Below are 14,123 nucleotides of genomic sequence, written 5' to 3' on the forward strand. Positions count from 1 at the left end.
GCGCCCACACACCGCTACCGTGGAACGGCACGGGTGGCCGTCGCCTTGAACGTCACCACCACGGGATCACCGGGAGCGAGTTCGAGCCGTTCGACGCTCTCGACGGTCACGAGCGCGGCGAGCGACACGTTTCCGTCCCGACCGTCGATCCCGACGGTGACGGTCCCGACGGCCTCGCCGACCTCAACCGTCCCCACCACGCCTTCGAGCCGGTTCCGGGCGCTCGTCCCACCCGCCGGCGGGGCGTCCGCGGGCGCGTGGAGCGTGACCGCGTCCGCCCGGAGCGTGACCTGGACTGCCTCGGCGTCGGGCGGCGTGAGCGCGCGGAGCCGTCCGACGTCCGTCTCGACGACCGCGAGTTCGCCCGTCCGCTCGACTACGCGCCCCTCGACGACGGTCTCGGTCGCCTCGGCGACCCCGGTGAACTCCGCACGGAGCCGATCGTACCTCGCGAGGAGCGCGCGCGCGCCGTCGGTCAGACGCGATCCACCGCCGCCCGCACCCCCGCGGGTCCGCTCGACCAGCGGCCCGAACGCTTCTTCGAGTTCCCCGAGCCGTCCGTGCGCCCGGGAGTAGGACCGGCCGAGCGCCGACGCGGCGGCGTTGAGCGACCCCTCCGCGGCGACCGTGCGCAGGAGCACCGCGTCCCGGTCGTCGAACTCGACGCCCTCGGCGTGGAGGCGAGCCTCGAACGCCGGGGCGGGAACGTCCGAGTCCGCGTCACCGTCCATGCGTTCCCGTCGCGCCGTTCGTTTGATAACCGTTATGTGCGGTCGACGAATACGCGTTATATCCATGTCGGAACAACGATCCGAGACGGGGGACGCGAAGCCGAACACGACGCGACGTCGCCTGCTGCAGGCGGCGGGCGCCGGAACGGCGCTGTCCCTCGCCGGCTGTACGGGCCAGCAGGGGACGACACCGACCGCGGGCGACGGTGAGGATGGCGGTGACGGCGGCGACGGTGGCGACGACAGCGGCGGTGGCACCGCGGAGCCACAGGAAGCCCAGGAAGCCCAGGGAGGCGGCCAGGTCGGCGACGGCCAGCTGGTGCTGGCGACGACGACCAGCACGTACGACACCGGACTGCTCGACGCGCTCAACCCGATGTTCCAGGAGTCGTTCGGCATCCAAGTCCGGACCATCTCCCAGGGGACCGGCGCGGCCATCCGGACGGGTCGGAACGGGGACGCCGACGTCATCCTCGTTCACGCCCGGGGACCCGAGGACCAGTTCCTCCGCGACGGTGCGGGGGTCAACCGACGCGACGTGATGTTCAACGACTTCGTCATCGTCGGGCCGGAGGACGATCCCGCGGGAATCAACGGGATGTCGAGCGCGACGGAAGCGTTCGCGACCATCGCCGAGGAGGAGGCGACGTTCCTCTCCCGTGGTGACGACTCCGGGACCAACACGAAGGAGCTGAACATCTGGGAAGAGGCCGGTATCCAGCCGTCGGGCTCGTGGTACCAGGAGACCGGCCAGGGGATGGGTGACACGCTGGTACAGGCCAACCAGGCCGGCGGCTACACCCTCGCCGACCGGGGGACCTACCTCGCCACGCAGGACAACATCGGCCTGGTGATCCACGTCCAGGGGCCGATACGGGACGGCCCCGCGATCCTGCAGAACCCCTACGGCGTCATCCCGGTCAACCCTGCAGTCCACGACAACGTGAACTACCAGGCGGCGATGGCCTACGTCGGGTTCCTCACGAGCCCGGCCGGCCAGCAGGCCATCGCGGACTACACCGCGAACGGCTCCCAGCTGTTCTTCCCGAACGCGCTCGCCGAGGAGCCGGACTTCGCCCAGTACGTCCCGGAGGACTACGAGGGGCCTTCGATGTCGATGCAAGATCTCCGCTTCCAGCACTGGGTCGACCAGCAGGTCCCGGAGGGCTTTTAGGCGCCCTGCCGCCACTCACCGCCGTGCTCGCGCTCATTCCGGCCCAGGTGTTCGAGGAATTCTCGCTCGGCTACCTGGTGAGCATCGTCGAGGTCACCCTTCGTGTGAGCCTCACGGCAGTCGTGCTGGCGACCGTCGCCGGGATCGCGATCGCAGTCGCCGTCGGATTCACCGACTTCCCCGGGAAACGGATCGTGGAGGCAGTCATCAACACGGGGATGGGGTTTCCGAGCGTCGTCGTCGGGCTCACCGTGTTGATCCTCCTGTCGAACAGCGGGCCGGTCGGCGGCGGATTCGGCCTCGGCCCGCTCAGGTTCGGCGGGATCGAACTCCTGTTCACCCCGACCGCGATGATCATCTCGCAGTTCATCCTCGCGCTGCCGGTGATCGCCAGCGTCTCGCTGTCGGCCATCGAAGGGGTCGACCAGTCGCTCCGGGACGCGGCGTTCGCCGCCGGCGGAACGGGCCGCGACGTTCAGTTCGCCGTGATCCGCGAGGCCCGCTATGGCATCACCACCGCGATATTAGCGGGGTTCGGACGGGCGATAAGCGAGGTGGGGAGCGTCCTCATCGTCGGAGGGAACATCGCGCTGAACACGCCCAGCGGCGAGCAGCTCAGTTTCACCCGGACGCTGACGACCGCTATCACCCTCGAGGCCCGCAAGGGGAACATCGAGACAGGCATCGCGCTCGGGGTGGTGTTGCTGGCGCTCGCGCTGGGCGTGAACGCGCTCGGCAACTACGTCCGAGCACGGGGCCGGACATGATTGCCGCCGAGGACGTCAGCTACGGTTACAGCGATTCGGTCGTTGAGGAGGTCTCGCTCGCGGCCGATCCGGGCGAGGTCCTCGCGGTCATCGGCCCCTCGGGGACGGGCAAGACCACGCTGTTGCGCCTCCTCGCGCTATTCGATCCGCCCGACACAGGACGGATAACCGCGGAGGGACGCGACGTCTGGGAGCTCCCCGACCGGGAGCGGTTCGAGGTCCGCCAGCGCATCGGGTTCGTCTTCCAGGACCGCTCGCTGTTCTCGACGTCGGTCGCGCACAACGCCGCCTACGGGCTCTCCGTCCGTCGTTCGTGGCGCGAGCGGGCCCGCCGGTGGCTCTCAGGGATCGTGGGCGAACCGTCGGTTCCCCCGGAGGTGCTCGACGCACTGGAGACGGTCGGCCTCGAGGGCAAGGTCGATCGTCCCGCGCGGTCGCTCTCCGCGGGGGAGGCCCAGCGGGTCGCGTTCGCCCGCGCGCTCGCGATCGGTCCCGACGTGCTGTTGCTCGACGAGCCGACGTCGAACCTCGACCCGCGGAACACGGCCGTTATCGAGGACGCGGTGCTCGCCGCCCGCGACCGTGATATCGCCGTCGTCGTCGCCACTCACGACATGCAGCAGGCGGGACGGATCGCCGATCGGGTCGCCGTCCTCCTCGACGGCACGGTCATCGAACAGGGATCGGCCGACCGGGTGCTGGAGACGCCCGACGACGAGCGAGTCCGGGGGTTCGTCGCCGGCGAACTGGTCTACTGACCCCGACGGAGACCAGTAGCGTCGATGCCGGGATCCGGATCCGGACCGAAGATAGGGCCCCGAGCGGGGATGCGGAGAGCTTCGGTGGGGAAGGAATGAATCGACTGTCAGAGGCACCCCGCAACGCCGCCGCATCCGTATCGAAACGCCGAACCGACGGGCGTTCCCGGCGAACGGCGCGACGGCGATCGCGATCGGTCCGGCTGTACCGGTACCGGCAGGGACGCGGTGCCGGACCGCGTGATGGAGGTCGCCGAGGCACGGAGTAACCTCGGGCCACTGGAGCTGTAACTCGGCGACCGGATCACGGTACGTCTTATGCGAGAAGGACCCGGTACCACTCACGATGGCGACGGAGACTGACGCGCGGATCGAGAGCGGGGCGCTCGGACGGACGCCACTGATCGTGGCGTTCGTCGTCGTTCAGGCACTGGCGTTCGCCGCCGCCTACTCGCTCGGCCGGCCCACCTGGTACGCCTACTTCATCGTCGGGAGCACGGCCGTCACCGCCTACGCTCTGGGTGGATCGTCGTTCACCGTCGCGACGGCCACCGCGGGGAGCCTCCTCGTGGTCGCGCTCGGCCTGCCGCTGTTCATGTTCGTCGCCAGGCAGACCCCCTCGCTCGTCGTCGAGCGGGCGCTCGACCCGGACGTCCACCGCGTGCTCTACCTCGGGGTGTACGGCCCGCTGCTGGCGGCCCTGCTCAGCCTCGCGTTCGGCGTCCCGCTCGCCCACCTGCTCGCGAAGGGGTTCGCCGGCCAGCCGCTCGTCGAGAGCCTCGTCGACCTCCCGCTCGTGGTCCCCCACTCGGTCGCGGGGATCATCATCCTGTTCGGGTTCGGGAGGGGCGGGGCGTTCCCGGGAGTCTCGGTGCTCGGGACGATGGTCGGGATGGTGCTGGCGATGGCGTTCGTCTCCGCACCCTACGCCGTGAACGCGTCGCGCGAGGCGTTCGAGGCCATCGACGACCGGCTGGAGTACGCCTCGCGTATCCACGGGGCGAGCGAGTGGGAGACGTTCAGGCGCGTGACGGCACCGCTCGCCGTCCGCGGAATGGTAACGGGGGGCGTTCTCGCGTGGGCCCGGGCGGTCTCGGAGTTCGGCGCGGTCGCCGTCGTCGCCTACTCGGTGGAGTTCTTCTACCCGTTCGAGGGCGGGCAGGTCACCGCCCAGCACGCCCCCGTGTTCGTCTACAACACCTACCTCCAGGGCGGACTGGAGGAGAGCGGCGCGGTCGCGTTCCTCCTGCTCGCCGTCTCGGCGGTCATCTTCCTCATCGTCCGCTACCTCACCGACGACGGGTCGACCACCGGGGGTGTGGCGTGACGGGACTCCACGCCGACGTGCGGGCGACGTTCACCGCCGACGGGGCCGAGGCGTTCACCGTCGACGCCGCGTTCGACGTCGACCCGGACGAGAGCCTCGTGATACTCGGGCCGAGCGGAAGCGGCAAGACGCTCCTCCTGGAGACCGTCGCGGGATTCCACCCTCACGAGGGGGTCGTGACGGCAGACGACCGGCGATTGAGCGACCGCCCCCCGGAGAAGCGCGGATTCGGGTTCGTCTTCCAGGACTACGCGCTGTTCCCGCACATGACGGTGCGGAAGAACGTCGAGTACGGGACGCGCTACCACGAGGAGACGCGCGACGCCGGCGCGCTCCTCTCGGAGCTCGGCGTGGGCCACCTCGCCGAACGGTACCCGCCGACGCTCTCCGGCGGGGAGAAACAGCGGGTCGCGCTCGCCCGCGCGCTCGCCATCCGGCCGGAGGTGATGCTGCTCGACGAGCCGCTGGCCGCGCTCGACGTCCCCACCAGGCAGGCGCTCCGTGACGACCTCGCCGACGTCCTCGCCGACGTGACCGCGGTGTACGTCACGCACAACCGGACGACTGCACGGGCCATCGCCGACCGGATCGCCGTGATGCGCGACGGCGAGATCGTCCAGCAGGGGACCCCCGAGGCGGTGTTCGAGCGGCCGGCCTCGCCGATGGTCGCCGAGTTCACGGGCGCGAACGCGGTCGACCTGTCCGCGAGCCCGTCGCTCCGGGCCCTGCTCGACGGCGAGGGGGAGGTGGCGGAGGAGGGAGACCACGTCGCCGTCCGACCGGAGGCGGTCGCCATCGACGAGGCCGAGGGCGACGTCCGGGCGACGGTCGAGCGGGTCCTCCGGGAGGACGCCACCAGTCGCGTGGCGCTGTCGTTCGACGGCGTCACCGTCGACGCGTTCAGCAATCGCCCGCCGGACGTGGGAGACGAGGTCTGGGTGAGCTTCCCCCGCGGCGCCCTCCACCGATGCTGAGCATCCCGGACCCGTTCCGGGGCCTGGAAGCGGCTCGCTCCCCCGCGACACGTAACCTGAAATAATTACGCCCAGCATCAGCCGTGCCGGTATTCGGTTTCCGGAAAGAGTGAAGCGCGTTCGATCGAAACCGGCGTACGATGGGCGCCTCGTTCCCGACCGATCGCGAGCGTGGCGTCGAGTTCTCGCTCGGCGAGCTGACCGGCGCGGTGGGGGATTCGGTTACGGTCCTCCCCCTCGTGGTCGCGCTGTGTGCGCTCACCGACGCCTCGCTCGCGCACGTCTTCCTCGGGTTCGGCGCGTTCCAGATCGTCTGGGGGCTCCGGTACGGCCTCCCCGTCTCGGTCGAGCCGATGAAGGCGCTCGTGGGGCTCGCCATCGCCGGCACGCTCACCTACGGCGAGCTCGTCGCGGCGGGGCTGCTCGCCGGCGGCGTCCTCCTGTTCGCGGGCTCGACGGGGCTCGTCGGTCGAGTCCGGGCGGCCGTCGGCCGCCCGGTCGTCCGGGGCGTCCAGCTCGGCGTCGCGCTCCTGCTCGTCCGTGCGGGCGTCGACCTCGCCGCCGCCGACCCGGTCGTCGCCCTCGGCGGTCTGGGCGTCGCGCTCCTCGCCGCCCTCCTGGACCGTCGGCTCGCCGCGCTGGCCGTCCTCGTCGTCGGGACGGCCGTCGCCCTCCGCGTGGGGACGCCGACGCTTTCGGTTCCCACACTGTCGGTCCTCCCGGCCGGCAGCCCGGAGCTCACTCGCGGTGCGCTCTCCGGGCTCGTCGCACAGCTCGCCATGACCGTCGGCAACGCCGCCGTCGCCACGTCGCTCCTGCTCGACGACCTCTACGGCGCCGACGTGAGCGCCGACGAACTCGCGCGCTCGATGGGTGTGACGAACCTGCTCGCGGTCCCCTTCGGCGGCGCACCGATGTGTCACGGCTCGGGAGGACTCGCCGGCAAACACGCCTTCGGTGCCCGGACCGGCGGCGCGAACCTCGTCCTGGGGGCTGGCTACGTCGGCGCGGCGCTCGTCGCCGGGCTCTGGGCCGGATTCCCGACGGCCGCGCTCGGCGTGCTCCTGCTCGTCGTCGCCGCCGGCCTCGGGCGGGTCGCGCTCGGGGACGTCTCCGGGCGCGACCGTGTCCTCGTCCTCCTGGTCGGCGCGCTCTCGCTCCTCGTGAACGTCGGTGTCGCCTTCGTCGCCGGTGCGATCGCGTGGTGGGCCCTCGACCGGGGGCAGGAGTGAGCGTCGTCGAGAGCGCCGGTGTTAACCCCCCTCGAGTCCGTCGGCCGGTATGGACGAGGCGGACGCCACCCCGGACGGCGGACGGGACGCCGACGAGGGGGGAGCGAGCACGAACGGCGATACGCCTACGTGGGCGTCCCTGTTCGAGCGGGCGTCGACGTACGGGATCGAGGAGGCGGCCGTCCGCGAGACGCTCGCACGTCGTCGGGGGGAGGGGGATGACTGATCCCGAGCGGCCCGCGGGATCGCCCGATCCAGCCCGGGTGGTCGCCGACGCGGACGTGCTCGCCGCCGACCTGCTCTGTGGGGGTGCCGCCCGTGACGCGCTCGACCACTGCCGACGCCACTCCTGGGTCGAACTCGTCGCGACGGACGACCTGCTCGACGAGGCCGAGGCGGTCGTCGCCGGCCTGGCCGACGCCTCGCTGGCCGCCGACTGGCGCGGGAAGGTCGAGAGGTGGCGCGTCCGCGTCGAGCAGGAACCGGGGGACCACCCGGCGCTCGCCTCGGCCCACGCCGGCGAGGCCGCACACCTGCTCTCGTTCGACGAACGGCTCCGGAGTGCGAAGACCGGCGCGACGCTCCGGAAGTACGTCGACGTCAGCGTCAAGCACCCCCGGGCGTTCGCCCGCCTGTTCGACCCCGAGCGGCTCTATCCGACCGTGGGCGACGGCCAGTACCCCGGGCCGGATCACGATCCACGGGTTTAGAGCCCCTTCCGGAACACGACCACCTCTAGCCCCGTAGCACCGGTGTCATATATCTCCTCCCGGATCCGCTCGTAGCCGGCCCGCTCGTAGAACCCGACGGCGTTCAGTGACGCGGAGAGTTCGAGCGATCCGAGGCCGATCCCCCGGGCGTACCCCTCCAGTTCCGCGAGTAGTGTCGATCCGATCCCCCGACCGGCGTGGCGGGGGTGAACGTAGACCGCCCGGACCTCGCCGTCGGCATCGACGTCCGGGGAGTCGAACACGAGGTCGCCGAACCCCGACACCTCGCCCCGGCGCTCGGCGACCACGAAGTGGTGACCCGCTTCGTCGAGCGGGTAGCCCTCCGGGCCGTGGTCCTTGCGCGCCCACACTCGTACCTGATCGGGATCGTACCCCGCCGGCCCGAACTCCCGGATGGCGGCGACGTGGAGTGCGAAAGTCGCGAGGGCGTCGTCGGGGGTCGCGCGACGGACCTGCATACGCCTCCGTGTAGCGGGCACGGCCGTGTGCCTGACGATCGGGCAGGAGAATCCGCCGAACCGTCGTTTCGGGACCGATTCGGGTCCAGCGGCGGTCTCCACCGAGGCCTCAGTCGCTCGCTACGCTCGGCGAACCACCGATCGACTCGCTCCGGCTTACGGGTCGCTCGACTCGCGGGCCACTCCGTTCCCCGCTCGGTCTTCGGGACGCGACCGTCCGGTCGCGTCCCGCTCTCGCTCCCCGTTCGCCATCGAGATTTCCCTCCGGTCGACCTCTCTTCGCTCGATCATCGAGGACCCGGACGCTCGCGACTGGAACCGCCGTCGGACGCTCCACGCCCGACGAGGTTCGTCTCACTGACGTTCGGCGAACCACCGACAGACCCGTCGCTTCGCTCGGACCTGTCGAGGCATCAGATGCTCACTCCGTTCGCATCTGATACCACTCCGCGAACTTCGCGAGCGCCCGTCCCCGGTGTGAGATAGCGTTCTTCTCGGCGGGGCTCATCTCCGCGAGCGTCCGGTCGCCGTGTTCGAAGATCGGGTCGTAGCCGAAACCGCCGTCCCCGCGTGGCTCGACGATGGTCCCCGAGACGCTCCCGGCGAACAGTTTGACGGGGAGGTCGCCCCCGGCGACCGTGTCGTCGGTCGCCGCGGAGCCCCGGACCTCCGCCGAGAGGTCCTGACCGCGGCGGTCACCGCGGTCGACGGGCTCGGGGGTGGCCTCGAACGGCTCGCCGTCACAGTAGGCGATCACGCACCGGAACGCGGCGTCGGTCGCGCCCGCCTCGCGGGCGACCCGGCCCACGAGGTCGACCCCCAGCGTGTCCTCGACGTACGCGGAGTACGGGCCGGGGAAGCCGTCGAACGCCTCGATGAACAGGCCGGCGTCGTCGACGATGACGGGATCCTCGCTACCGGCGGCGAGGAACGCGTCGCGGGCACCGTGGGCGGCGACCGTCTCGAGGTCGTCGGCCTGGACCTCGGTGTAGTCGTGGTCGAGCGACTCGACGTCCTGAAGATACTCGCGGGCCTCCCGGACCTTCCCCTCGTTGGTCGTCACGTACCGGAGCATATCGGGAAGTCGGTCGAGGCCGACAAGAGCGCGTCGTTCCCCCCTTCAGTCGTCGACGACGACCTCGACCGGTTCGTCCGCCGGCTCCTCGTACTCCGCGGAGGACTCGGACGCGCTCTCCTGGTAGAGCAGGCCGCCGACCACGAGCAGCGCGACCCACGACCGCCAGTTGGCGAGGTTGAGGGTGTAGCCGATGCCGAACGGCTTCTCGACGATCATCCGCTCGCCCGGCTGCCAGTACGAGGAGAACATCCGACCGAGCGTCGGCCGTTCGAAGTTGTACGGGACGCCGAACAGCTCACCGGACTGGGGCTTGTCTGCCATAGCGGGGTGATAGTACGCGCTCGGTTAAGTTATTTCCCCACGCTCGCGCTCGGTCGCACGGGACCATCGTTGCGGCAGCGACCCGGACTCCGGGGACCGGGAGCGGAGCGTGAAGGAGTCCGGGAGTGCGCTCGCCAGTATCGGACCGGTCTCACCGGTACCGTCCGCGCCCCTCGATCTCGCGTAGCTGGTCGAGCACCCGGGCGTCCCCCGCTGCCTCGTAGGCCCCCTCGAACGCCCCGAGAAGCCGTTCGGCGTCGTCCGCCGTCCCGACGACCGCCTGCTCGAAGACGTGGAGGTCCATCGCGTAGTCCTCGCGGTCGTCGGTGTAGTAGCCGAGCCCGAAGTCGATCAGGTAGGTCCGGTCGGGTGCCGTCCGGGCGTTCCGGGGGGTCGGATCGCCGTGGACGAACCCCCCGCGGTGGAGCGCGGCGAGCTGCCGGCCCACGGCACGGACCCCCGACTCGCTCAGCGCGTCGCGCAGGTCCGCCGCCCCGACCGTCTCGAAGGTCAGCGTCGCCTCGACGTCGTCCACGTCGAGGACGACCGGGGTCGACACGCCCACCTTCCGGGCCTCGCTCGTCAGCCGTGCCTCGCTGCGGGTGCGCTCGCGCCGCAAGCGCCCGTCGAGTTCCGGGTGGCGGTAGGGTTTGGGGAGACGGCGCTTGAGGACCCGTTCGGACCCGACCTCGATGAGCGCCTCGGCCCCCCTTACCTCCTCGACCGTGCCCCCCTCGGCCCCGGCGCTGTCGTCTCCGCGATCCGCGATCCCTTCGATCGGATCGCCGCCGGGACCCGCGCCGTCCCGCCAGGTGACGGGTACCTCGTCCGGGCGGAAGTCCGGCCGGACCCGTGAGTCCTCGATCTCCAGCGTGTCGCCCGCGGCGCACATCTTCGCGCCGAGGACGGCGATCATCCCCGCGTTGTCCCGGAGAAACCGGGGCTCCGGGGCGTAGAACGACGCGCCGCGGGCGTCACACATCTCCGAGAGCATCTCCCGGAGGCGCGCGTTCTGTCCCACGCCACCGCCGAGGACGAGTTCGTCGGCGTCGGTGAGCGAGAGTGCTCGCTCGGACACCTCGGTGAGCATCGCGAAGACGGTCTCCTGAAGCGAGAAGCAGACGTCCTCGATCGGCGTACCGTCGTCGTAGGCCTCCTTCGCCGCGCTCGTGATCCCCGAAAAGGAGAAGTCCATCCCCTTCACGACGTACGGCAGCTCGACGTACTCGCCCTCTCTCGCCGCTTCCTCGACCTTCGGGCCGCCCGGATGCGACCAGCCGACGTGGCGGGTGAACTTGTCGATGGCGTTGCCGACGCCGGTGTCCATCGTCTCCCCCAGCACCCGGTACCGGCCGTTCCGGAACCCGAGCAGGTGGGCGTTCGCGCCGCTGGCGTTCAGACAGACGGGGGCGTCGAACCCCGACCGGTGCCGACCGATCTCGAGGTGGGCGACCATGTGGTTCACCCCGACGAGCGGAACGTCTAGAACGCCGGCGAGCGCGCGAGCGGCCGTCGCGGCGATCCGCAGACACGGACCGAGCCCCGGGCCCCGCGAGAAGGCGACGGCGTCGACCGGCGGGCCGTCGCCGTCGTGGTGTGCCCGGGCCTCGTCCATCGCGCGGTCGATCACCTCGGGGATGGCCCCGCGCATGTGCTCTGCGGCCTCGCGCGGGTGGATGCCGCCGCTCTCCGGTTCGTAGGCGTCGGTCTCGATGAAGACGTCGTCCGCGCAGGGGTCGCTATCGGCGTCGTGGACCGCGGCACTGGCCGCCCACGCGGTGCCCTCGATGCCGAGGACCCGCATCGCCTACCTCACTCGTCGTCGGTCTTCCACTCGGTGTAGGAACACCGTCCGCAGTGGAGCCGGTCGCCGTGGTCGCCGAGGAAGGTGTCGCCACAGCGGGGACACTGCTCCTTCGTGAGTTCGCCGTCCTCGTCGTAGTACTCGTGACGTGCCATCAGGCCTCGACCTCCTCGTCGGCCTCGCCGTCCTCGTCGCCGATCTTGTTCCGGTCGAGCATGTACTCCTGCTCGACGTCGGCGGCGGCCTCGGGGGTGTCGTACACCTTGGCGTAGCCGAGGCTCTTTCGCATCCCGAACTTCGTGTCGATCGAGTGGACGACGACCTCCTCGGCGTCCTTGTTCAGTTTCGCGGCCAGCGAGTCCCGGACCGACAGCCGCGAGGGGCTCGCCTCGTCGTGCGTGACCTGGAAGCGGACGTCCCGACGGTGTAGCATCGGGTTCTCCTCGTCGGAGACGACTTCGATGTCCATGTTACGTGTACGTGGCCCGGAGACCTGTAAAAGGATTTCGAGTCGCGAAGCCGTGCGAGCCGCGCTCTCCGCCGGGAGGCGACGCGGACCCCGGTCCACGTCCGTCCGAGACGGTAGCCGGGCGATCCCCGCCGCCGCCGCTCAGATCCCGAGTTCGTCGGCGAGCCCGTGGAACGAGTCGATCTCGAGGTTCGGCTCGGGACCGTAGGTGGGCCAGGGACCACCGTCCCGGTTCACCCAGACGCCCTGCATCCCCGCGTGGACGGCCCCCTGGACGTCGAACCAGCCCGCGGTGGTGTGGGCGATCTCGTCGATCGGCGTACCCGTCCGGGCGGCCGCGTGACGGTAGATCTCAGCGTCGGGCTTGTACGTCTCGACCTCCGCGGCGCTGATCGTGTCCGCGAGGACGTCGCCGATGCCGGCCGTCTCTACCATCGTCTCCAGCATCTCCGGGTTCCCGTTCGAGACGACGTAGAGGTCGTACGACTCGGCGAGCCGTTCCATACCCTCCCGGACGTCGTCGAAGGTCCGGAGGTCGTGGTAGATGCTCGTTATCTCGTCGCGGGTCTCCTCGTCGACGTCGGCACCGAACGCCTCCAGCGCGTAGGTCGCGGCGTGTCGGTTCAGTTCGTAGAACGTCTCGAACTCCCCGATGTGATTGGCGACCATCGTGTAGAACAGCGAGTGCGACCGCCAGAGGCTCGCCGCCGCACCCGGGTCGTCGACGTGTCCCTCGAGCGCCGCCTCGGCGGACGCGACGTCAACGACGGTGCTGTAGGAGTCGAACGTGATCGTCGTGACACGATCCGGGTCGAACTCGGAGGAGGCCATGTCCGCCAACCGGCGGCGGGAGTGATGAGTGTACCGGGAGTGAGTGCGGGGGACGCCTTCGCGCAGGCCGGCCCCGAGAGGGACCGGTCACCCCCCGAGCCGTTCGTAGGCGGCCGTCGCCATCCGCAGCACCAGCACCGGGAGGCTGACCGCGAAGGCGAACGCCGCGGTCCACCCGAGGACGAGCCCCGCGATCCCCCCGTTCGAGACGCCGGCGGCGAGCGTGTACGCGGCCGCGCCGACCACTGCTGCCACCAGCGTGAGGACCGCGAGCGCGACGAGCGCGTCCCGACCGAGGCCGGCGAGGTGGCGGCGGAACGCGCGGCGGCGCACTGCGAGGCCGGCGAGCCACGTCCGGAGGCGCGAGTGGACGCCCCCGGTACCGTCCATCAGGGCCCCTCCGTCCCGCCGCCGTCCGTCACCGTCTCCGAGGCGGTCGCCGGGTCGGGTCCCTCGGTACCGCCCGCCTCCCCGACGCCCCGGGCGTCCTGGGGGTCCCCGTCGGTCCCGGCCTCGCCCGTCGACCGGCGCTCCGTCCCGACGACCGCGAGGTCGCCGTCGAGCGTCGCGATCAGCGCCTCCCCGTCGAGTGCGATGGTCACCCGGAGCCGCCAGGGGTCCTCGCTCTCGACCCCCGTGTGCTCGTCGGTGACACACCAGTCGAGCGTCCAGAACGGGACGTCGTTCAGGTCGACGCCGTGGTCGCGGTAGAACGAGACGACCTCGGCGTCGTCGAGCAGCGCGAGCCCCGTCGAGGAGGACGTGGTGAGGTTACAGCGCGCGCACTCGTAGTCGACCCGGACGTCGAGGCCCATCGCGTCCCCCTCGGCGGCGTACCTGACGTGGGTCTCCATCCGGCCGTTGCACTCCGGGCAGACACCGTCCTTCGAGAGACAGGAGAGGTGCCGGGCGCGCTGGTTGAAGGCGTCGAGGGCCTCCTCGCGGGTGCGGTCCTCCAGCCCCCCGGGCGGGAACGGGTACACCCCGTGCGGGCGGCCACACGCCGGACACTCGATGTGGAAGTGCTCGTCCTCGTAGCGGGCCTGCAGGCCGCTCCCGCAGTCGACGCACGCCCCTTCGACGGGGAACGGGTCGAGTTCGGGACTCTGGTTGAGCGTCCCCGCGAGCACCGACCGGATGACCGCGCGGCCGGCCTGTCGGAACTCGTATCCGTCCTCGGTCTTGCGGACGAACTGGCCCACCAGTTTGTCGAGGTGGTAGTTGAACTGCGCGGAGTCGCGCATCCCGACTCGGCGGCGCAGGTCCGAGAACGCGGCCGGGCGGTCGGCCCGCCAGAGCGCCTCGAGTATCCGCAGGCGGGTCTCGTTGCCGACGACGGCGAACGCCTCGGCCGGGGAGAGACACTCCTCGCAGGCCAGGATGCTCTCCTCCTCGCCGGCCTCGCGTGCGTCGCTCATAGCCGAACTGTAGCGAACGAGAGGGCTAAAACCTTGGCTGAAACGAGTGT

Annotated in this window: 18 protein-coding genes; 8 read left to right on the forward strand and 10 right to left on the reverse strand. The window is 70.7% G+C overall.

Annotation, left to right across the window (positions count from 1 at the left end; translation table 11 throughout):
- Positions 1–14: 14 nt before the first annotated feature.
- Positions 15–731 (reverse strand): TOBE domain-containing protein, encoded by a 717-nt coding sequence (locus tag WDJ58_RS01500; RefSeq protein WP_338915857.1) that lies wholly within the window; start codon positions 729–731, stop codon positions 15–17.
- 64 nt (positions 732–795) lie between these two features.
- On the opposite strand from WDJ58_RS01500, the gene WDJ58_RS01505 reads away from it, so the two are divergent.
- The 8 genes from WDJ58_RS01505 (at position 796) to WDJ58_RS01540 (ending at position 7,673) form a co-directional block, all read left to right on the forward strand.
- Positions 796–1,905, forward strand: coding sequence for a substrate-binding domain-containing protein (locus WDJ58_RS01505; RefSeq protein ID WP_338915858.1), 1,110 nt, complete (start codon positions 796–798; stop codon positions 1,903–1,905).
- A gap of 23 nt (positions 1,906–1,928) precedes the next feature.
- A complete protein-coding gene (locus WDJ58_RS01510) occupies positions 1,929–2,672 on the forward strand; it encodes an ABC transporter permease (protein WP_338915859.1) in 744 nt (247 codons plus the stop codon).
- Positions 2,669–3,430 carry a phosphate ABC transporter ATP-binding protein gene (locus WDJ58_RS01515; protein ID WP_338915860.1) on the forward strand — a complete coding sequence of 254 codons (762 nt, stop codon included), beginning with the start codon at positions 2,669–2,671 and terminating at the stop codon, positions 3,428–3,430. The genes WDJ58_RS01510 and WDJ58_RS01515 overlap by 4 nt, the downstream gene beginning before the upstream one ends.
- A 346-nt stretch (positions 3,431–3,776) precedes the next feature.
- A complete protein-coding gene (locus tag WDJ58_RS01520) occupies positions 3,777–4,757 on the forward strand; it encodes an ABC transporter permease (protein ID WP_338915861.1) in 981 nt (326 codons plus the stop codon).
- The gene (locus tag WDJ58_RS01525; RefSeq protein ID WP_338915862.1) at positions 4,754–5,731 is read left to right on the forward strand and encodes an ABC transporter ATP-binding protein; all 978 of its coding nucleotides are present in this window, start codon (positions 4,754–4,756) and stop codon (positions 5,729–5,731) included. Before WDJ58_RS01520 ends, WDJ58_RS01525 begins: the two co-directional genes overlap by 4 nt.
- Before the next feature lie 140 nt (positions 5,732–5,871).
- Complete coding sequence (locus WDJ58_RS01530) at positions 5,872–6,963, forward strand: putative sulfate/molybdate transporter (RefSeq protein WP_338915863.1); 1,092 nt, start codon at positions 5,872–5,874, stop codon at positions 6,961–6,963.
- Positions 6,964–7,012: 49 nt separating this feature from the next.
- Positions 7,013–7,189, forward strand: coding sequence for a hypothetical protein (locus tag WDJ58_RS01535; protein ID WP_338915864.1), 177 nt, complete (start codon positions 7,013–7,015; stop codon positions 7,187–7,189).
- Positions 7,182–7,673 carry a DUF7384 family protein gene (locus WDJ58_RS01540; protein ID WP_338915865.1) on the forward strand — a complete coding sequence of 164 codons (492 nt, stop codon included), beginning with the start codon at positions 7,182–7,184 and terminating at the stop codon, positions 7,671–7,673. The genes WDJ58_RS01535 and WDJ58_RS01540 overlap by 8 nt, the downstream gene beginning before the upstream one ends.
- On the opposite strand, the gene WDJ58_RS01545 is transcribed toward WDJ58_RS01540, so the two are convergent.
- The 9 genes from WDJ58_RS01545 to WDJ58_RS01585 all read right to left on the reverse strand — a co-directional run bounded on the left by WDJ58_RS01545 (position 7,670) and on the right by WDJ58_RS01585 (position 14,073).
- Entirely contained in the window at positions 7,670–8,152 is a 483-nt protein-coding gene (locus tag WDJ58_RS01545) for a GNAT family N-acetyltransferase (RefSeq protein WP_338915866.1), read from the reverse strand. The genes WDJ58_RS01540 and WDJ58_RS01545 overlap by 4 nt on opposite strands.
- A gap of 421 nt (positions 8,153–8,573) precedes the next feature.
- On the reverse strand, positions 8,574–9,227 hold the full coding sequence (locus WDJ58_RS01550; RefSeq protein WP_338915867.1) for a non-canonical purine NTP pyrophosphatase: 654 nt from the start codon (positions 9,225–9,227) through the stop codon (positions 8,574–8,576).
- 45 nt (positions 9,228–9,272) lie between these two features.
- Positions 9,273–9,551, reverse strand: coding sequence for a DUF5808 domain-containing protein (locus WDJ58_RS01555; protein WP_338915868.1), 279 nt, complete (start codon positions 9,549–9,551; stop codon positions 9,273–9,275).
- Positions 9,552–9,702: 151 nt separating this feature from the next.
- Positions 9,703–11,355 carry a bifunctional N(6)-L-threonylcarbamoyladenine synthase/serine/threonine protein kinase gene (locus WDJ58_RS01560; protein WP_338915869.1) on the reverse strand — a complete coding sequence of 551 codons (1,653 nt, stop codon included), beginning with the start codon at positions 11,353–11,355 and terminating at the stop codon, positions 9,703–9,705.
- 8 nt (positions 11,356–11,363) lie between these two features.
- On the reverse strand, positions 11,364–11,510 hold the full coding sequence (locus tag WDJ58_RS01565; RefSeq protein WP_338915870.1) for a 30S ribosomal protein S27ae: 147 nt from the start codon (positions 11,508–11,510) through the stop codon (positions 11,364–11,366).
- A complete protein-coding gene (locus WDJ58_RS01570; protein WP_338915871.1) occupies positions 11,510–11,824 on the reverse strand; it encodes a 30S ribosomal protein S24e in 315 nt (104 codons plus the stop codon). Before WDJ58_RS01570 ends, WDJ58_RS01565 begins: the two co-directional genes overlap by 1 nt.
- A 141-nt stretch (positions 11,825–11,965) precedes the next feature.
- Positions 11,966–12,655: a haloacid dehalogenase type II gene (locus WDJ58_RS01575; RefSeq protein ID WP_338915872.1), complete on the reverse strand. Its 690-nt coding sequence runs from the start codon at positions 12,653–12,655 to the stop codon at positions 11,966–11,968.
- Between the two features lie 87 nt (positions 12,656–12,742).
- Complete coding sequence (locus WDJ58_RS01580; protein WP_338915873.1) at positions 12,743–13,045, reverse strand: hypothetical protein; 303 nt, start codon at positions 13,043–13,045, stop codon at positions 12,743–12,745.
- Positions 13,045–14,073 (reverse strand): winged helix-turn-helix domain-containing protein, encoded by a 1,029-nt coding sequence (locus WDJ58_RS01585; protein WP_338915874.1) that lies wholly within the window; start codon positions 14,071–14,073, stop codon positions 13,045–13,047. Before WDJ58_RS01585 ends, WDJ58_RS01580 begins: the two co-directional genes overlap by 1 nt.
- Between the last annotated feature and the right edge of the window lie 50 nt (positions 14,074–14,123).

Source organism: Salinirubellus litoreus (genome assembly GCF_037335815.1).
In the GTDB taxonomy this organism is placed as follows: Archaea; Halobacteriota; Halobacteria; order Halobacteriales; family Haloarculaceae; genus Salinirubellus; species Salinirubellus litoreus.

What these genes read in the sequence shown, in the direction of transcription:
- WDJ58_RS01500 (WP_338915857.1), bottom strand. Translation starts at nt 731, where the DNA reads ATGGACGGTGACGCGGACTCGGACGTTCCCGCCCCGGCGTTCGAGGCT.
- WDJ58_RS01505 (WP_338915858.1), top strand. Translation starts at nt 796, where the DNA reads ATGTCGGAACAACGATCCGAGACGGGGGACGCGAAGCCGAACACGACG.
- WDJ58_RS01515 (WP_338915860.1), top strand. Translation starts at nt 2,669, where the DNA reads ATGATTGCCGCCGAGGACGTCAGCTACGGTTACAGCGATTCGGTCGTT.
- WDJ58_RS01520 (WP_338915861.1), top strand. Translation starts at nt 3,777, where the DNA reads ATGGCGACGGAGACTGACGCGCGGATCGAGAGCGGGGCGCTCGGACGG.
- WDJ58_RS01530 (WP_338915863.1), top strand. Translation starts at nt 5,872, where the DNA reads ATGGGCGCCTCGTTCCCGACCGATCGCGAGCGTGGCGTCGAGTTCTCG.
- WDJ58_RS01535 (WP_338915864.1), top strand. Translation starts at nt 7,013, where the DNA reads ATGGACGAGGCGGACGCCACCCCGGACGGCGGACGGGACGCCGACGAG.
- WDJ58_RS01540 (WP_338915865.1), top strand. Translation starts at nt 7,182, where the DNA reads ATGACTGATCCCGAGCGGCCCGCGGGATCGCCCGATCCAGCCCGGGTG.
- WDJ58_RS01545 (WP_338915866.1), bottom strand. Translation starts at nt 8,152, where the DNA reads ATGCAGGTCCGTCGCGCGACCCCCGACGACGCCCTCGCGACTTTCGCA.
- WDJ58_RS01550 (WP_338915867.1), bottom strand. Translation starts at nt 9,227, where the DNA reads ATGCTCCGGTACGTGACGACCAACGAGGGGAAGGTCCGGGAGGCCCGC.
- WDJ58_RS01555 (WP_338915868.1), bottom strand. Translation starts at nt 9,551, where the DNA reads ATGGCAGACAAGCCCCAGTCCGGTGAGCTGTTCGGCGTCCCGTACAAC.
- WDJ58_RS01560 (WP_338915869.1), bottom strand. Translation starts at nt 11,355, where the DNA reads ATGCGGGTCCTCGGCATCGAGGGCACCGCGTGGGCGGCCAGTGCCGCG.
- WDJ58_RS01565 (WP_338915870.1), bottom strand. Translation starts at nt 11,510, where the DNA reads ATGGCACGTCACGAGTACTACGACGAGGACGGCGAACTCACGAAGGAG.
- WDJ58_RS01570 (WP_338915871.1), bottom strand. Translation starts at nt 11,824, where the DNA reads ATGGACATCGAAGTCGTCTCCGACGAGGAGAACCCGATGCTACACCGT.
- WDJ58_RS01575 (WP_338915872.1), bottom strand. Translation starts at nt 12,655, where the DNA reads ATGGCCTCCTCCGAGTTCGACCCGGATCGTGTCACGACGATCACGTTC.
- WDJ58_RS01580 (WP_338915873.1), bottom strand. Translation starts at nt 13,045, where the DNA reads ATGGACGGTACCGGGGGCGTCCACTCGCGCCTCCGGACGTGGCTCGCC.
- WDJ58_RS01585 (WP_338915874.1), bottom strand. Translation starts at nt 14,073, where the DNA reads ATGAGCGACGCACGCGAGGCCGGCGAGGAGGAGAGCATCCTGGCCTGC.